Below are 17,117 nucleotides of genomic sequence, written 5' to 3' on the forward strand. Positions count from 1 at the left end.
CACTGCGCTTTAATTTAACCAGCATAAAAAAACCCGCAAGCGCTGCCGCTGCGGGTTTTTGTGTAACTAACGTAAATTAGACTTTGCTACGGCCGTGACGCTTACGCTCATTTTCAGTTAAATACTTTTTGCGTAGGCGAATCGACTTAGGCGTTACTTCAACCAGCTCATCATCTTCGATGAACTCAAGTGCTTGCTCAAGAGTAAACTGGACTGGCGGAACCAGAGCCGTGGTCTCTTCTTTACCTGACACGCGCATGTTATCGAGCTTTTTCGCTTTAGTTGGATTAATCGCCAAGTCATTATCACGACTATGGATACCGGCCAACTGACCTTCGTAAATTTCTTCACCTGGTGTTAAGAACAACTTACCGCGCTCTTGCAGCGTTTCAAGCGAGTAGGTCAATGCCTTACCTGTAGCCATCGACACCAACACACCGTTTTGGCGGCTGGTCATTTCACCACTTTTGATTGGACCGTAGTGGCTGAACATGCCGGTCAAAATACCCGTACCTGAAGTCATGGTCATAAACTGGTTACGGAAACCAATCAAACCACGCGCCGGCACTGTGTACTCGAGACGAATGCGGCCTTTACCGTCTGGAACCATATCGGTGAGCTCACCTTTACGTAGGCCAAACTGTTCCATAATCGCACCTTGGTGCTGCTCTTCGATATCAATAATGATATTTTCGTACGGCTCTTGCTTCTCGCCATCCACTTCTTTGATGACAACTTCTGGACGAGAAATACCCAGCTCGTAGCCTTCACGGCGCATGGTTTCGATCAGGACTGACAAGTGTAATTCACCACGGCCAGACACTTTAAACTTATCCACATCGTCGCCTTGCTCAACACGCAATGCAACGTTGTGCAGCAACTCTTTTTCTAAGCGCTCTTTAAGGTTGCGACTGGTAACGAACTTACCTTCTTTACCAGCAAAAGGAGAATCGTTAACTTGGAACGTCATGCTTACGGTTGGCTCATCAACGCTCAATGGTGGCAGAGCTTCAACGTGTGCTTGATCACATAAGGTGTCAGAAATAAACAATGGATCAAAACCACTGATACAAACGATATCACCGGCTTGCGCTTCTTCTACGTCGACACGGTGCAAGCCATGGTGACCCATCAGCTTGAGAATACGACCATTACGACGCTTACCTTCAGCATCAATCGAAGTGACTGGGCTATTGGCTTTAATGCGACCACGAGCAATACGGCCAATACCGATAACGCCAAGGAAGTTATTGTAGTCCAGTGCAGAAATTTGCATCTGGAATGGGCCGTCTAAATCAACTTTTGGCGGCTCAACAAAATCAACAATCGATTGGAATAAAACATCCATATCATCAGTCATTTCCGCTGGATCTAAACCTGACACGCCATTCAGTGCACTGGTGTAGACAATTGGGAAATCCAGCTGTTCTTCAGTGGCACCCAGGTTATCAAACAGGTCAAAGACCTGATCAACCACCCAGTCCGGACGCGCACCAGGACGGTCAACTTTATTGATCACAACAATAGGGTTCAAACCAGCTTGGAACGCTTTTTGTGTTACAAAGCGAGTTTGCGGCATAGGACCATCAATGGAATCAACCACCAACAGCACGCAGTCAACCATGCTCATCACACGCTCAACTTCACCACCGAAATCGGCGTGGCCTGGAGTATCAACGATGTTGATATTGTAGTCGTGCCACTTAATGGCAGTATTTTTTGCCAGAATAGTAATTCCGCGCTCTTTTTCCTGGTCGTTAGAGTCCATAACACGGTCAGAGTCGAGCTCTTTGCGGTCTAGGGTACCTGACGCACGTAAAAGGGCATCAACCAAGGTGGTTTTACCATGGTCAACGTGGGCGATAATGGCAATATTACGTAAATTGTCAATCACAAGCTTATCTCAAATAATAATATGTAGGCTGCACGCAAAGCGTGTCAGTTCGTAGCAAAGCGACAAAGGTTTATGGCTTATGGGTCTGGTGGGCGTAACTGTTGCGGCATAGCCACACAACTCCACAAGCACACATATCTAATCATGCGTGACTGCTTGAGCGCGGCTGCTGCATTGGATCAGGACGATACACGCGCACATTTGCATAACCTTCATGCAGTAAGTGATCGGCATGTAATTTGCTCATTATACCTTGATCGCAATACAGTAGATATTGGCGATTAGGATCAAACTCTTTAAAGCGGCTATTAATCGCATAAAAAGGCACAGCCAGTTGTTCAATATTCAGCAGTTCTAACGGCTGCTCATCCACCTCATTCGGGTGGCGGATATCGATAACAATCTGCCCTGGTAACGCTTCACTGACTTCTTCAACACGGACATCTTTGCCAAGCTCATCCAAGACTTTGTCCATGGTTACTCGTGTCGCACGTTCAACTGCACGCTGCAAAATACTGGCATCTAACCTGTTCTCTTCGTGTACAACACGGCCTAACTTAGTGCGGGTTTTCGGGTTCACCGAAATAACACCGCAATATTCAGGCATATTTTCCGCAAACTCGGCAGTACCGATCTCAACAGCTGTCGTTATAATATCCTGCTTATGCTCAGTAATCAGAGGACGCACGACCAGTTTATGCGTGGCCTTATCAATCACCGCAAGATTGGTCAGGGTTTGACTGGCCACTTGCGAAATCGCTTCACCGGTCACCAAAGTATCCAGCTCTAGGTCATCAGCGATCTGTTCTGCGGCTTTAAACATCATCCTTTTGAGCACAACTCCCATATGACCGTTATCGACATTTTCTAAAATATCACCGAGCACCTCTTCAAACGGTACGCTGATAAACAGAACACGATGCGAGCTGCCGTACTTTTTCCACAAATAATGCGCAACTTCTTTGACACCCAACTCGTGCGCACGCCCACCTAAATTAAAAAAACAAAAATGCGTGAGCAAGCCGCGACGCATCATTTGGTAAGCAGCAACAGTTGAATCAAAACCACCCGACATCAACACCAGCGCTTGCTCAACCGTACCGAGCGGATAGCCGCCCATACCCTGGTGGCGCTCATACTCAATCAGCAAGCGTTGGTGACGCACCTCAAAGCGGACCTCTACATCTGGGTTGCGCAAATCAATACCTGACGCGCCGCACTGTTGACGCAGCTGACTGCCTACATAGCGTTCTACATCCACCGAGGAAAAAGAATGTTTACCAACGCGCTTACAACGCACCGAAAACGTACGGCCTTTCAGCAGGTCAGCGTAGTGTTCCTTACAGCGCAACGTAATATCATCAAGATCACCGAGCGGATATTCCAGCACCTGAAAAAAATGAGAAATACCTGGCGTGCAACGCAAGCGCGCGTAAAGCTCTTGCAGCTGAGCAGGATCTTTAAGCGTGGTAAATAATTCTAAATTATCCCACTCACCATCCACTCTGACTTCAGGATCAAGATCACGCAATACAGTGCGGATATTTTTACCCAGCTGCCGTAAAAACTGCTTACGTACTGGGCGGCTTTTAATGGTGATTTCAGCAAATGATTTAAGAATTAATTTCATGGCACAAACAGGTCGCTAAGATGGGTCACCAAAGCAACCGAAAAAATGGGCAAGAATAATAGCATATTTTTTGGAAAAATGCTCAAAAAATAGACGAAATGCTGTGCAGCCACAGCTACACAGCACCGTCTACTGAATGATTCAAACCTTAACAGCTGTAGTACAGCTCATACTCTAGCGGATGAACAAAGGTACGCACGCGCAGTTCTTCTTCTGCTTTCAGAGCAATAAAGGCATCTAAGAAATCATGGCTGAACACGCCACCGCGTAATAAGAACTCACGGTCCGCATCCAAAGCCTCCAGCGCTTCTTTTAAGCTGCCAGACACCTGAGGAATCTGCTGGGATTCTTCTGGTGGCAAATCATAGAGGTTTTTATCCGCTGCATCACCTGGGTGAATACGGTTTTGAATGCCATCTAAGCCTGCCATCAATAGCGCAGCAAACGCTAAGTACGGGTTAGCCGATGGATCAGGGAAGCGCGCTTCAATGCGGCGAGCTTTGGGACTGGTCACATAAGGGATACGAATTGATGCAGAGCGGTTACGCGCTGAGTAGGCCAGCATAACAGGCGCTTCAAAACCTGGCACTAAACGCTTATAGGAGTTGGTCGATGGATTGGTCAGCGCATTCAAGGCTTTACCATGTTTAATGATACCACCGATAAAATACAGGGCATTATCAGACAAGCCAGCATAGCCCTCACCGGAAAAAGTGTTCTTGCCACCGGCATAAATCGACATATGCACATGCATACCAGAGCCGTTATCACCGAACAGTGGTTTGGGCATAAAGGTTGCGCTGCGGCCATAGGCATCTGCCACATTGTGCACAACATATTTGAGCGCCTGCACTTCGTCGGCTTTGGCTACCAAGGTGTTAAATTTAGTGCCTATTTCGTTTTGGCCTGCGGTTGCAACTTCGTGGTGATGCACTTCAACCAGCTGCCCCATTTCCTCCAGCGCATTACACATTGCAGTACGAATTTCATGATCATAGTCATTAGGTGGGGTTGGCATATAGCCACCTTGAACAGCCACACGATGACCTTTATTACCACCTTCAATGTCTGCATCACTGTTCCAAGCTGCTTGCTCAGAATAAACTTTAAACATGGAGCCAGAAATATCAGACTTAAACTTCACCTGATCAAAGATAAAGAACTCAGGCTCAGGTCCAACAAAAACCGTATCGCCAATCCCGGTTGACTTTAAATACTCTTCTGCACGCGAGGCGATCGCACGTGGATCGCGGTCGTAGCCCTGCATGGTGGAGGGTTCAATCACATCGCAGACTAAAATTAGAGTCGGCTCTTGGGTAAAAGGATCCATAACCGCAGTGCTGTCATCGGGCAGCAGAATCATGTCTGACGCTTCAATACCTTTCCAGCCATTCATAGAAGAGCCGTCAAACATCTTACCTTGCTCGAAAAAATCATCATCAGCATCACGTGCAGGCATAGTAATGTGATGCTGTTGCCCACCAATATCGGTAAAGCGCAAATCAATCCATTTTGCATTATGGGTTTGTATCAGTTCGAGCGACTTTGACATCATGGACTCCAAGATTTCATCAACGGGATGCCGACCCAGCAACAGACTTGCGGGCAGTGCGCTCACCACATTCCTGTCTCGGCAAGACAAGGCGTGTGTCAAAACCGAGGGCGAGACGCATACTATAAAATTAACGTACTATTTTGACTGTTAGCTGTCTCTAGCGCTAGCCCCTAATGCATACTTTTACAAGAAATTCAGCTAACAATCGACTCAATAGGCCGCCATTAAACCGGTCAAATACACTGTTTTCTAGTGTACGCGGCACGGCTTAACAATTCAGTTTTTTATTTTTAGTAAGCGCGGCGCTCATACAGCTAAAGCTTGTGTGCTCTTTTACTCAGCCCTGCAGCGAAACACTTGCCTAAGCATGCAGAGCGTGTAACGCTTAAGCCATTATTAAAAGGAGTAAATTATGCGCCTTGTATTTGCCGCGGCTTTGCTCGCTGTAGCACTGCCTGTTACTGCACAGATTTACCAATACACCGACGACAAAGGCAATCGTGTTTACACTGACCAACCGCCACTCGGCGTGGACGCAACCAGCATTGAGCTGCGTGCAGTAAACAGCCTACCCGCGCCGGCCAGCACTCAACCTGTCGCGCCTAGTACATTAGATCCTACAGAACTCACAGCACCTTACAGCGTCCTGTTGCTAAGCGGTCTACCTGATGATGAAGCACTTCGTGCAAACAATGGCACCTTTAGTGTGGAGGTTGAAATCACACCTAAACTGGCTAGCCAGCACCGCTTGCAACTCATCATCGATGGACAAGCGCATGGCCCAGCAAGCACTACGACAACCCTGCACGTTGTTAATTTAGACCGCGGCGAGCACCGCTTAGCGGTACAGGTGCTGGCTGACGAACAGGTTGTGCAAAGCAGTGCTGAGCACACTCTTACAGTGCAGCGTGTACACACCAGCAGTCCAGCTTTTCGCTCTAACCCAGCACCCAGCCCTACACCATGAAGCTCGATTATTTAATAGGCGCTCTTTTGCTGTGCGTCACACAGATCGCTTCTGCAGCAATCTACACCTATATCGATGCTAACGGCGAGCGTGTCTACACTGACAAACCACCGCAACATCAGCGTGTTGAAACAGTCAACATTGCACCGACCAATCAACTGCCAGCCGTGCCTGTGCAGGCAACGATTAAGCCACCGCCAGTTTATCAAGACGACACGACTAACCCTACCTTTCAGTACCAAGTTCTGCGCATCTTAACCCCAGAGCCCAATGCTACTATTCGTGCCAATGATCGCCGTTTGATTGTGATGATCAGCAGCGAGCCAGCGCTATTAGATGGACACCTTTACCGCTTATTATTAGATGGTGAGCCTGTTGCTGAACCCAGTCGCAGCCCTGTCTTCCCCTTGAGTCAAATTGAGCGCGGCACGCATAAGCTCGCGGTAGAGATCATCAACCAACAAGGTGCTGTACTCGAACGCACACCAGCACAGCCTTTTCATTTTCGGCAAACCACCTTAAACGATAAGCGCCGTGTGCGTCCTTGCGAGCTCGATGATTACGGCGTACGCCCAGAGTGTCCAGTTAAAGATAAACCTGAAAAGAAATCGTCTATTTTTCCTTTCTAACCCGCACCTACACACTAACAGTGCATGCAGACACCTTTTGTTTGCTGTGCAGTCACGCGCCTTGCTAGAGTGCGGCGCATTTATAAAGAGTAACCTCGATGCAAGATCAGCACTTTGATGACCTTTCTATTCGTTTTGCGCAAAAAATTTACGGCAGCAACAAAGGTGCTATACGTTTAGCCGTATTGCAGGCAGACATCACTGAGGTTGTGCCGCAGCGCCCATTGCGGGTATTGGATATTGGCGCCGGCCTTGGCCATATGGCGCTATGGCTCGCACAGCAAGGGCATCAAGTCACTTTAGTTGAGCCGGCACTTGCCATGCTCGAAGCAGCACAACAGCGTTTTCGCGATGCACAATGCCAAGCCACCTTTATCCATGCCGATTGGCAGAGCTTTACCGAGCAACACCAGCAACCCTATGATTTAGTCCTATGCCATGCAGTTTTAGAATGGCTGGCGCAGCCCAGCGCAATTTTGACTGCACTACACCGTTTAACCGCAACTGACGGCTGGCTGTCATTGGCTTTTTATAATAAAGATGGACTGATCTTACAGAACTTAAGGAAACACTGAACAAACCCCAAGCGGGCTGCAGCCTTTGGTAAAATAGTCCAATCCGTAATTAGTATCGAGTCCACAGTCATGCAAATCACTTTCGCCGAAGCCGAGTTCGTCAGCAAAAAGAAGCAAACCCGTCGGGATCGACTGTTGATGGATCTGGAAACTCTGGTGCCTTGGTCTGTTCTGGAATCAGTGATTGAGCCGTACTATCCGAAATCTGACGGCAAACGAGGTCGTCCGACTATGGGGCTTTCTCGCATGTTACGTATGTACATTCTACAGCAGGTCATGGGGTTTTCCGATGAAGGAACTGAGGATGCCGTTTATGACAGCGCAGCAATTCAGCTGTTTATGGGTATTGATCTTGGGCGTGATGCCGTGCCGGATGCGACCACTTTGTTGCGTTTTCGTCGTCTGCTGGAAACTCACAGCCTGACTCAACAAATTTTTGCTGCGGTCAATTACCAACTGGCGAGCAAGGGCTTGTACCTCAAGGAAGGCACGGTGGTTGACGCTACAATTATTGCCGCACCACCTTCCACCAAGAATAAGAGTAAAAGCCGTGATCCGCAAATGCGCTCCACTAAGAAAGGCAATCAGTATTACTTTGGCATGAAAGCTCACATCGGTGCTGATGCGGCTAGCGGTTTGGTGCACACACTGGTCACCACTGCGGCCAACGTGCACGACGTGAACCAAGCTCATGCTTTGCTACACGGCGAGGAACAGCAGGTATACGGTGATTCTGGTTATCTGGGGGCTGACAAACGGGAAGAAAATAAGGATAAAGATGTGGAGTGGGTGGTAGCCATGCGCCATGGAAAGCGTCGAAAGCTGCGCGATAGCGGCACAGAAGAAGGTCAACTGGCTGACAAAATCGAAAAATTAAAGAGCCGGATACGCGCCAAGGTTGAGCATCCCTTTTACTGGGTCAAAGTGCACTTTGGTCACCGCAAGACTCGCTACCGTGGCTTGGCGAAAAACACAGCCCATCTCTATAGCCTGTTTGCCTTGGCAAACCTGTTTTTGTCGAAGCGATGTATGCCGTTGGCGGGATAAATCCGCCTAAAAACCGGTAAGCTGCCGGGAAAAGCAGCAAAAACGGGTAAAACTGCTGATAAAAAGGTTTTTTATGGCCCTGAAGTTGAAATTTAAGAGCTGAATTTTAAATCCGCATGGATTGGCTGGTTTGATTGGTTTTATTCAGCGTTTCCTTAATTAAAGGTAATTTACGTAAACTCAGCCAGCAGCGCTTTACCGGTGATGCGGGCGGCTTAACCCCGCAACAACCCCTTGATCCTCGTGAACTGGCAACTGTAGTTGAACCACTATGGCAGATCCAAGAGCGCAGCGGCATCCGCGTTTTCCATGATTATATGCCGCCACAATTTCGCCAAAAAATCGCCCCAGAAGAGTTAATCAGCACCGAACTGAGTTACCGCCGTCACCCTGCTTTAGCAGGCCTAGGACGTTATCTGCATTGGCTTTGCCAGCCTCGCCAGATCGCAGTAGACTGATATTATAAGTCTTATTGGAGGCGCGCTATGCTTCGTTACCTCATACTGAGTACAGCAGCTCTACTTTTAGTTGGCTGCCAAGCAGGCAACCCCTATCAAGCTGAAAGCCTGCCATCAGCACCGGCACCGACCGCTGCCACGACGCATTTTGATAGCAGTGCTTACCCAGTTAAAGTGGATAGAAAAACCTACAGTTATTGGTGCTGGCACGACCAGTATGCCGCTCCCACCCCTATCGCTTCGACTGAAAATGATGCACTGCGCATTCTTGCTGAGCAGCTTGAGCAGTATGGCTTGCGTGCGGCCCCATCAGCAGAACAATGCCAGTTAAAAGTGCAACTCATCAGCAGTCAGCGCCAACATGAGCGTCGCGTCTATGATGATTTCCCATCCGCCAACTATGGCTTTGGTTACGGACATGGCCATCCCTATTACGACCGTCATCGCTACTCTGGCATTGGTGTCAATATCCCTATTGGTCCACGCAGCTATACTGAGCATTACCAGCAATTGACCTTAACCTTCACTGACGCGCAAACTCAGCAACCAGTATGGCGCACGCAAAGCACCGTTAGCAGCGACCTGCAAGGACACACCACTGAAAAAGCACTGCGTAAAGCGATTAACAGCATGCTTAGCAGCTATCGCTAACCAACACGAATGGCGCACGGCACACAACTCAGGGTGTTCTATTTGGCGATCACTTAACGACCAACACATCGCATGGCGGATACTCTAAAAAATACTGCGCCAAACTGCCCAGCAACGCATCAGCCAAGATGCCACGCCCGTGCTTACCAATGGCTAAAATCTGTGGCTTTTGCTCGACAATCACCTGCGTTAAACAGTTGTGCAACTCACCTTGGCGCAGCTCGTGCGTAATGCTCGGGCCTGTTTCTGGCAATTTTGCCCGCTCATCCATCACCAGCTGATCAAACAGTGAGGTTTGCCAGGTTATTTCTGAGTCAGTATCAGCGCCATGCACTTCAGCCATTTCCAACACATGCAGCGCATGAATCGATGCGCTATGTGGCAGCAGCTTAAACACATGGTGCAAGGCATGGCAGGCGCACAAAGAAAAATCAAGCGGTACCAAAGCGCGCTGATACGCCACAACGTCAGACTCAACAGCCAACAGCACCGGAACTGCGCTACGTTGCAATACGCGCTCCAGTGTAGTGCCTGAAAAATACTCTGGGGAGTCTTGGTGATGATCGCCCATTACTAAAAAATCAACGCTGTGCGCCTGCTGCGCGGCAACAATAGTTTGTGCTGGTCGCCCCATTTTGATTAAAACTTGAGCATTTTCAGCATTACACTCTGCCAGTTGCTGCGTCAGTAACGCATCCGCTGCCAGCATCTGCTTTTCTATTACAGCCATGGGCAAATGATTTTCTAAAACATACAACACACTCAAACGTGCTTGATGCTGTTGCGCCAACTGCACGCCGCGCTGCAGCGCAATCTGCGCTTCTTCACTGAGGTCGTGAGCAACCATTATATGTTGCATAAATGAGCATTCCTTTTCAAAGAGGCAAAGAAGCGCGCAAACGGCAGATTCGTTTGCGCGTGAACTGTTAGCGAGCGGCGTCTAAGGCTTGTGTAATATCAGCCAAAATATCATCAATGTGCTCGATACCTATCGACAAGCGGATCAGATCTTTGCTTACGCCCACTGCAGCCATTTCCTCTTCATTTAACTGGCGGTGAGTTGTGGTTGCTGGATGACAAGCCAGTGATTTTGCATCACCAATATTGACCAAACGGTAGAGCAATTGCAGCGCATCAATAAACTTAACACCCGCCGCTTCGCCACCTTTAATGCCAAAAGATAAAATACCCGATGCTTTACCACCCATGTATTTTTGCGCCATGGCGTGGTCAGGGTGACTTGGCAGGCCGGCATAATTGACCCATGCCACCTGCTCGTGTGCTTCTAAAAACTCAGCCACTGCTTGCGTGTTCTCACAGTGCCGCTCCATACGCAGCGACAGTGTTTCCATGCCCTGCATAATCAAGAACGCATTAAAGGGTGACAAGGCTGCACCCATGTTACGTAAGGGCACCACTCGGCAACGCGCAATAAAGGCCGCCGGACCAAAGTCTTTGGTGTAGACCACGCCATGGTACGACACATCTGGCGTATTCAGTAATGGGAAGCGCTCTGCGTGCTCGGCCCAAGGAAAGTTACCCGAATCAACAATGGCGCCAGCAATGGTCGTGCCGTGGCCACCCATGTACTTAGTTAATGCTTGAATCACAATGTCTGCACCGAAATCAATCGGACGGCACAGTGCTGGGCTCGGAACGGTATTATCCACTATCAATGGCACACCGTGGCGGTGTGCAATATCTGCTAAGGCTTGGATATCGACAATATTACCCGCTGGATTACCAATGCTTTCGCAGAATACCGCTTTGGTTTTCTTGTCAATCAGTGCTTCTAAGGCTAGCAAATCATTGTAAGGGGCAAAACGCACCTCTAAACCTTGACGCGGCAAGGTGTGCGCAAACAGGTTGTATGTGCCACCATATAAAGAAGCCACTGAAACAATATTGTCGCCCACTTCAGCCAGGGTCTGAATCGCAGCAGTAATTGCCGCCATACCTGAAGCCATCGCCAACGCAGCAACACCACTTTCTAAAGCAGCCACACGCTTTTCTAAAATATCGTTGGTTGGGTTAGTAATGCGTGTATAAATATTACCTGGCACTTTTAGATCAAATAGATCTGCGCCGTGCTGAGTATCATCAAAAGTGTACGAAGTGGTTTGGTAAATAGGCACCGCAGCAGACTTGGTGGTCGGATCAGATTTGTAACCGACATGGAGCGCAATCGTTTCTGGTTTCATGGTTCTTACTCAAGGCTATTTAATATATTGGTACAAAGCATGCCCAGCCTACTGACTAGGGTCAAGCGGTACAGGGACAGATGTCTTGCACGCAGAGTATGTGCACACTATCAATTTTTATCACAACACACTTAGAGAGCACGCATGACTTGGCGCTATATTATCAAGCAATTGGCCTTTCCACCCAGCGGCTTATTACTGTTATTGCTGTGCAGTATGCTGTTACGCAAACGTTGGCCGAAGTTGACAGCAGCGGGCTTAGTTATCAGCATCAGCGGCCTGTATGTTATGAGTCTGCCGATCACTGTTGAATATGCAGCGCGCGCATTGGAAACAGAGCCTGCGCTAACACCGGCACAGTGGCCTACATTAAAGCAGCATGCTGATGCGATTGTTGTGCTGGGTGGCGGTCGTGAGGTTAACGACCCCGCATGGCAGGCTGACCAACCCTCATTACTGGCCATGCAGCGTCTGCGTTATGCTGCACGTTTAGCCAAAGCCTCTGACTTACCTATTTTAGTAACTGGCGGCCTACATTTTGGCCAGCCGCCCAGCGAAGCACAAATCATGGCCAATAGTTTGCAGCAGGACTTTAATATCACGGCACGCTGGCTTGAGGGTGAAAGCCGCACCACATGGGAAAATGCTGCATTTAGCACCAGGATCTTGCAGGCGCAAGGTATTCAACGCGTGCTGCTGGTCACCAATGCTTGGCACATCCAACGTGCGCGTTGGAGTTTTGAACAGTTTGGATTTGAGGTGATAAGCGCGCCAGTGGGGTTTTTAAGCGGGCCCAATGGTCGCCCACTCAATGGCTGGCTACCCGAAGGCAAAGCCATGTGGCAAAACACAGCCTTATTGAATGAGGCCATCGGTGCTGTGCTGTACCGCTTCACCTACCAGCCGCCACATTAAGGCAACTCCTGTCGTTGAAATCCAGTCCAACTTTAGGGGTGCACTCCACTCATACAAGATCAACAGCAACAACACCGTAATCACAGCGGATGTACAGATGCCGTTTCCCTCCTTGCGCCCGCCTCATGTATGCTAGGCAGATATTTTTCATTGATGCGCTGCGGCGCGTCATTCTTATGACTTTCTTGACGATAACCACATAAAATCATGCACGAACAGTATCTGCCTCGCGACATTGAAACCGCCGCTCAGCGCCATTGGGCCGAGCACAAATCCTTTGAAGTCACCGAACAAGCCGGTAAAGAAACTTTTTACTGCTTATCAATGTTCCCTTACCCCAGCGGTCGCCTGCATATGGGCCACGTGCGCAACTACACCATTGGTGATGTGATTGCTCGTTATCAGCGCATGCTCGGTAAAAACGTGCTGCAGCCCATGGGTTGGGATGCATTCGGTATGCCGGCAGAGAACGCAGCAATTCAGCATAAAGTTGCCCCAGCCGCTTGGACCTACGAGAACATGGCCTATATGAAGGCGCAGTTCACCCAGCTGGGCCTGGCGATTGATTGGTCGCGCGAGATCACCACTTGCAAGCCTGACTACTACCGTTGGGAGCAGTGGCTGTTCACCCAGCTGTACAAAAAAGGCATCATTTACAAGAAAGTTGGCACAGTCAACTGGGACCCCGTCGATCAAACCGTACTGGCCAATGAGCAAGTGATTGATGGTCGTGGCTGGCGTTCCGATGCGCTGGTAGAAAAGCGCGAAATCCCCATGTACTACTTCAAGATCACCGCCTATGCCGATGAGCTGCTGAGCGGCCTTGATGATATGCCAGGCTGGCCTGAGCAAGTCAAAACCATGCAGCGCAACTGGATCGGTAAAAGTTTCGGTGCCGATATCCTGTTTGATTATGATTTGGATTCAGTTGGCATTGATGGCCAGCTCAAGGTCTACACCACTCGCCCTGATACCCTTATGGGTGCAACCTATGTGGCTGTAGCGGCTGAGCATCCTTTGGCGCAACGTGCGGCCATCGACAACCCAGAACTCACGGCCTTTATTGCTGAGTGTAAAGCCGGCTCTGTAGCTGAAGCCGATATGGCCACCATGGAGAAAAAAGGTCTAGCCACTGGTCAGTTTGTCATTCACCCATTAACCGGTGACAAGCTGCCGGTATACATCGCCAATTATGTACTCTGGGGTTACGGTGAAGGTGCGGTGATGGCGGTTCCTGCTCACGATGAGCGCGATTTTGCCTTTGCCAACAGCTACCAACTGCCGATTCAACAAGTGTTTGCCTCAAACGATGCAAATAACAGTTTTGACGCCAAAGAGTGGCAAGACTGGTACGCCGATAAAGCCAACGTCACCACTGTTAACAGCGGTAAGTACGACGGCTTAAATGTACAAGATGCCTTTGACGGCATTGTCGCCGACTTGGAAGCCAAGCAACACGGCGAGCGTAAAACACAGTTTCGTTTACGTGACTGGGGTATCAGCCGCCAACGCTACTGGGGCTGCCCCATCCCGATTGTGCATTGCCCAAGCTGTGGCGATGTGCCCGTGCCTGAAGATCAGTTACCCGTGGTTTTACCTGAAAACGTGATTCCCGACGGTGCAGGCAATCCCTTAAATAAAATGCCTGAATTTTATCAGTGCACGTGCCCATCCTGTGGTGCGGATGCGCGACGTGAAACCGATACCATGGACACCTTTGTTGAGTCATCTTGGTACTACGCACGCTATGCTTCACCGCACTATGAAGGTGGCTTAGTGGAAAAATCAGCAGCGGATCATTGGTTACCGGTTGATCAATACATCGGTGGTATCGAGCACGCTATTTTGCACCTGCTGTATGCACGCTTCTTCCATAAGCTGATGCGCGACGAAGGTTTGGTGAACAGCAATGAGCCCTTTGCCAAGCTGTTAACGCAAGGCATGGTGATTGCCGATACCTACTACCGCATGCTGCCCAATGGTGCCCGTGAATGGTTTAACCCGGACCAGGTCAACATTGAATCCGACAGCAAAGGCAAAACGCTATCTGCCACGCTGATCAGCGACGGTCAGCCAGTTGTGGTTGGCGGCGTTGAAAAAATGTCGAAATCAAAAAACAACGGTGTTGATCCGCAAGTAATGATCGACGAGTACGGTGCCGACACCTGCCGCTTGTTTATGATGTTCGCTTCACCACCGGATATGAGTTTGGAATGGTCAGATTCGGGTATTGAAGGTGCCAGTCGCTTTATGAAGCGCGTTTGGCGTTTAGCCTATAAGCACGTCAATGCCGGCACGCACGATGGTTTAGATATTGCGTCCTTAACCAATGCACAGAAAGACATTCGCCGCTCGATCCATGCCGTGATTAAGCACGCCAGCCAAGACGTGGGCCAACACCAGAAATTCAACACCGCCATTGCGCAAGTGATGACGCTGATGAACGTACTGGAAAAAGCACCCACTGAAACAGCACAAGATCGCGCCTTGCTGCACGAAGGCATGGAAACTGTCGTACTCTTGCTTGCGCCAATCACACCGCATATTTGTCATGAACTATGGCAACAACTGGGCCACACTACGCCTGTGATTGACGCGCTTTGGCCGCAGGTCGATGAAAGCGCTTTGGTGCAAGACTCACTGAGCATCGTGATTCAAGTCAATGGTAAATTGCGTGGGCATATTGATGTACCAGCAACGGCCAGCCGTGAAGAAATTGAAGCAGCGGCACGCGCCAACGAGAATGTTTTGCGCTACGTCGATGGCCTCAGCATTCGAAAAGTGATTGTTGTTCCGAATAAGTTGGTTAATATTGTTGCCAACTGATTGAGTTGTGCTTTTTTACTCACCCCTGCATAGCCTCCCAACGAGGTTATGCATAGAGGACATACCATGCTAAAACGCTCTATTACTGTACTGGCTCTGGCTTTTTTAATGACCGCTTGTGGTTTCCAACTACGCGGAACCGGCACCACACAAATGGCATTGAACGAACTGAACTTCGCAGCCCGTGATGCGCTCAGCCCACTGGGCAAACAGGTCAAAGAAAGCCTGATCAATAACAATGTTCAGGTTTCGAGCAATGCACCATTCACTCTCTATGTTGGTGCTGAAGAACACAGCCAGCGCACCGCCAGCTATACTGCAGGTACGCGCAGCGCTGAGTACACGCTCACCAGTGCAGCCACCTATGAGCTGCGCTCAGGCAATCTGCCGACACTTATACAAGATCGCGTAGAAGTGCAGCGTACTTATGCGCACAATCAAAACAACGTCACCGGCTCTGGCCAAGAAGCCTCGTTATTGCGTGAGGAAATGCGCCGTGACTTGGTTATGCAAATTATGATGCGCCTGCAAGCAGTGACTCCGGCGCAGTTGCAGGACTTAAAAGATCAAGCACAACGCAAGGTACAAGCCGAAGCCGAAGCGCGTGAAGCAGCGATTCGTGCCCAGCAATTTGATGAGCCGCAACAATCACCGATCACCTTGCCTTAATGGTATAGGGCCTTGTGCAAACAAGGCCCGCCACTTGCCTTATGCGCATTTATCCTGAAAAACTCAGTGGCCAGCTCAAACAAGCCCTACTGCCCATCTATTTAGTCAGCAGCGACGAGCCGTTACTCGCCCAAGAAGCCAGTGATGCGATTCGCAGCGCCTGCCGCCAAGCCGATTACAGCGAGCGCCAAGTCTTTCATGTTGAGCGTGGTTTTGACTGGAATATCATCCGCGAAGCCAATGCCAGCTTGTCGTTGTTTGCAGAAAAGCGCTTACTGGAATTGCGCATCAATTCTGGCAAGCCCGGCGATCAAGGCAGTACCGTTTTGCAGGAATACCTCGCGCGCCCGGCTGAAGATACGGTTTTGCTGATCAACGTACCGCGTCTTGATGCCAGCACGCTCAGAACTAAATGGGCTAAGGCCCTGATGGATAGCCCGTTGTGTGGTTTTGTACAACTGCCCAGCATCACTATTGAGCAACTGCCTGACTGGATGAACCAGCGTTTAGCCCAGCAAGGCCTAAGTGCTGACCCCGAGGCCATTGATTTAATTGTCGCGCGCACCGAAGGCAACTTACTCGCAGCCGTACAAGAGATCGAAAAACTTAAACTGCTTAGCAACAGCAACCATATTGACTTAGCAACCATTCAATCCAGTATTGCCGACAGCGCACGCTATGATGTGTTTGGCTTGGTTGATGCAGCCCTTGACGGCGATACCGAGCGCAGCTTAAGAATTTTAGCGGGACTGCGCGGTGAAGGCGTGGACATCCCTATTATCTTATGGGCATTAGCTCGTGATATTCGCCAACTCACCACTGCCGCACAGCAGCTCAACCAAGGCACCAGCATGGATCGCGCCCTTGCACGGGTTTGGCCAGCAACACGCAAACCCTTATTTAGCAAAGCTATAAAGCGCCTGTCCGGGCAACAATGGCAACAGCTGCTTAAAGACGCCCAGCTGATTGACGAACAAAGCAAAGGTCAGGCCGTTGGTGATGCTTGGATTGGCACCGCTTCTTTATTGCTGAAGATGTCTGGCTCACGTTTGCCTATTTTTCAGCATCAGTAACTGATAGAGGCGAAGCACGGCTGGTTT

At 49.5% G+C, this 17,117-nt stretch carries 14 protein-coding genes and 1 pseudogene; 10 read left to right on the top strand and 5 right to left on the bottom strand.

The annotated features are described in order from the left end of the window. Nucleotides 1-76 precede the first annotated feature (76 nt). The 3 genes from typA to glnA form a co-directional block, all read right to left on the bottom strand. On the bottom strand, nt 77-1,894 hold the full coding sequence (gene typA / locus FXF61_RS11275) for a translational GTPase TypA (protein WP_151185362.1): 1,818 nt from the start codon (nt 1,892-1,894) through the stop codon (nt 77-79). Nucleotides 1,895-2,036: 142 nt separating this feature from the next. Beyond that, nucleotides 2,037-3,524 (bottom strand): tRNA uracil 4-sulfurtransferase ThiI, encoded by a 1,488-nt coding sequence (thiI, locus tag FXF61_RS11280; RefSeq protein WP_151185363.1) that lies wholly within the window; start codon nt 3,522-3,524, stop codon nt 2,037-2,039. 148 nt (nt 3,525-3,672) lie between these two features. Next, a complete protein-coding gene (gene glnA, locus FXF61_RS11285; RefSeq protein ID WP_178087342.1) occupies nt 3,673-5,079 on the bottom strand; it encodes a type I glutamate--ammonia ligase in 1,407 nt (468 codons plus the stop codon). A gap of 412 nt (nt 5,080-5,491) precedes the next feature. On the opposite strand from glnA, the gene FXF61_RS11290 reads away from it, so the two are divergent. From FXF61_RS11290 to FXF61_RS11315, 6 genes and pseudogenes are all read left to right on the top strand, one after another. Beyond that, nucleotides 5,492-6,046, top strand: coding sequence for a DUF4124 domain-containing protein (locus FXF61_RS11290; RefSeq protein WP_151185364.1), 555 nt, complete (start codon nt 5,492-5,494; stop codon nt 6,044-6,046). Next, nucleotides 6,043-6,675, top strand: coding sequence for a DUF4124 domain-containing protein (locus FXF61_RS11295; RefSeq protein ID WP_151185365.1), 633 nt, complete (start codon nt 6,043-6,045; stop codon nt 6,673-6,675). Before FXF61_RS11290 ends, FXF61_RS11295 begins: the two co-directional genes overlap by 4 nt. A gap of 98 nt (nt 6,676-6,773) precedes the next feature. Then, nucleotides 6,774-7,244: pseudogene (locus FXF61_RS11300) on the top strand (methyltransferase domain-containing protein); the annotation flags it as partial. A gap of 75 nt (nt 7,245-7,319) precedes the next feature. Then, nucleotides 7,320-8,297: an IS5 family transposase gene (locus FXF61_RS11305; protein WP_151184888.1), complete on the top strand. Its 978-nt coding sequence runs from the start codon at nt 7,320-7,322 to the stop codon at nt 8,295-8,297. 134 nt (nt 8,298-8,431) lie between these two features. Continuing rightward, nucleotides 8,432-8,755, top strand: coding sequence for a hypothetical protein (locus tag FXF61_RS11310; protein ID WP_151185367.1), 324 nt, complete (start codon nt 8,432-8,434; stop codon nt 8,753-8,755). Between the two features lie 27 nt (nt 8,756-8,782). Continuing rightward, nucleotides 8,783-9,406: a DUF4136 domain-containing protein gene (locus tag FXF61_RS11315; protein WP_151185368.1), complete on the top strand. Its 624-nt coding sequence runs from the start codon at nt 8,783-8,785 to the stop codon at nt 9,404-9,406. Between the two features lie 49 nt (nt 9,407-9,455). On the opposite strand, the gene FXF61_RS11320 is transcribed toward FXF61_RS11315, so the two are convergent. Continuing rightward, complete coding sequence (locus FXF61_RS11320; RefSeq protein ID WP_151185369.1) at nt 9,456-10,265, bottom strand: universal stress protein; 810 nt, start codon at nt 10,263-10,265, stop codon at nt 9,456-9,458. 67 nt (nt 10,266-10,332) lie between these two features. Then, entirely contained in the window at nt 10,333-11,607 is a 1,275-nt protein-coding gene (locus FXF61_RS11325; RefSeq protein WP_151185370.1) for a bifunctional O-acetylhomoserine aminocarboxypropyltransferase/cysteine synthase, read from the bottom strand. Nucleotides 11,608-11,751: 144 nt separating this feature from the next. Here FXF61_RS11325 and FXF61_RS11330 point away from each other — a divergent pair, with 144 nt between their 5' ends. From FXF61_RS11330 to holA, 4 genes are all read left to right on the top strand, one after another. Then, nucleotides 11,752-12,522 (top strand): YdcF family protein, encoded by a 771-nt coding sequence (locus FXF61_RS11330; RefSeq protein WP_151185371.1) that lies wholly within the window; start codon nt 11,752-11,754, stop codon nt 12,520-12,522. Between the two features lie 207 nt (nt 12,523-12,729). Further along, complete coding sequence (gene leuS / locus FXF61_RS11335; RefSeq protein ID WP_151185372.1) at nt 12,730-15,348, top strand: leucine--tRNA ligase; 2,619 nt, start codon at nt 12,730-12,732, stop codon at nt 15,346-15,348. Nucleotides 15,349-15,414: 66 nt separating this feature from the next. Next, nucleotides 15,415-16,017, top strand: coding sequence for an LPS assembly lipoprotein LptE (gene lptE, locus FXF61_RS11340; protein ID WP_151185373.1), 603 nt, complete (start codon nt 15,415-15,417; stop codon nt 16,015-16,017). Between the two features lie 41 nt (nt 16,018-16,058). Beyond that, entirely contained in the window at nt 16,059-17,090 is a 1,032-nt protein-coding gene (holA, locus tag FXF61_RS11345; RefSeq protein WP_151185374.1) for a DNA polymerase III subunit delta, read from the top strand. Nucleotides 17,091-17,117 lie beyond the last annotated feature (27 nt).

The sequence above is a fragment of the Pseudomonas sp. C27(2019) genome, assembly GCF_008807395.1.
Taxonomy (GTDB): domain Bacteria; phylum Pseudomonadota; class Gammaproteobacteria; order Pseudomonadales; family Pseudomonadaceae; genus Denitrificimonas.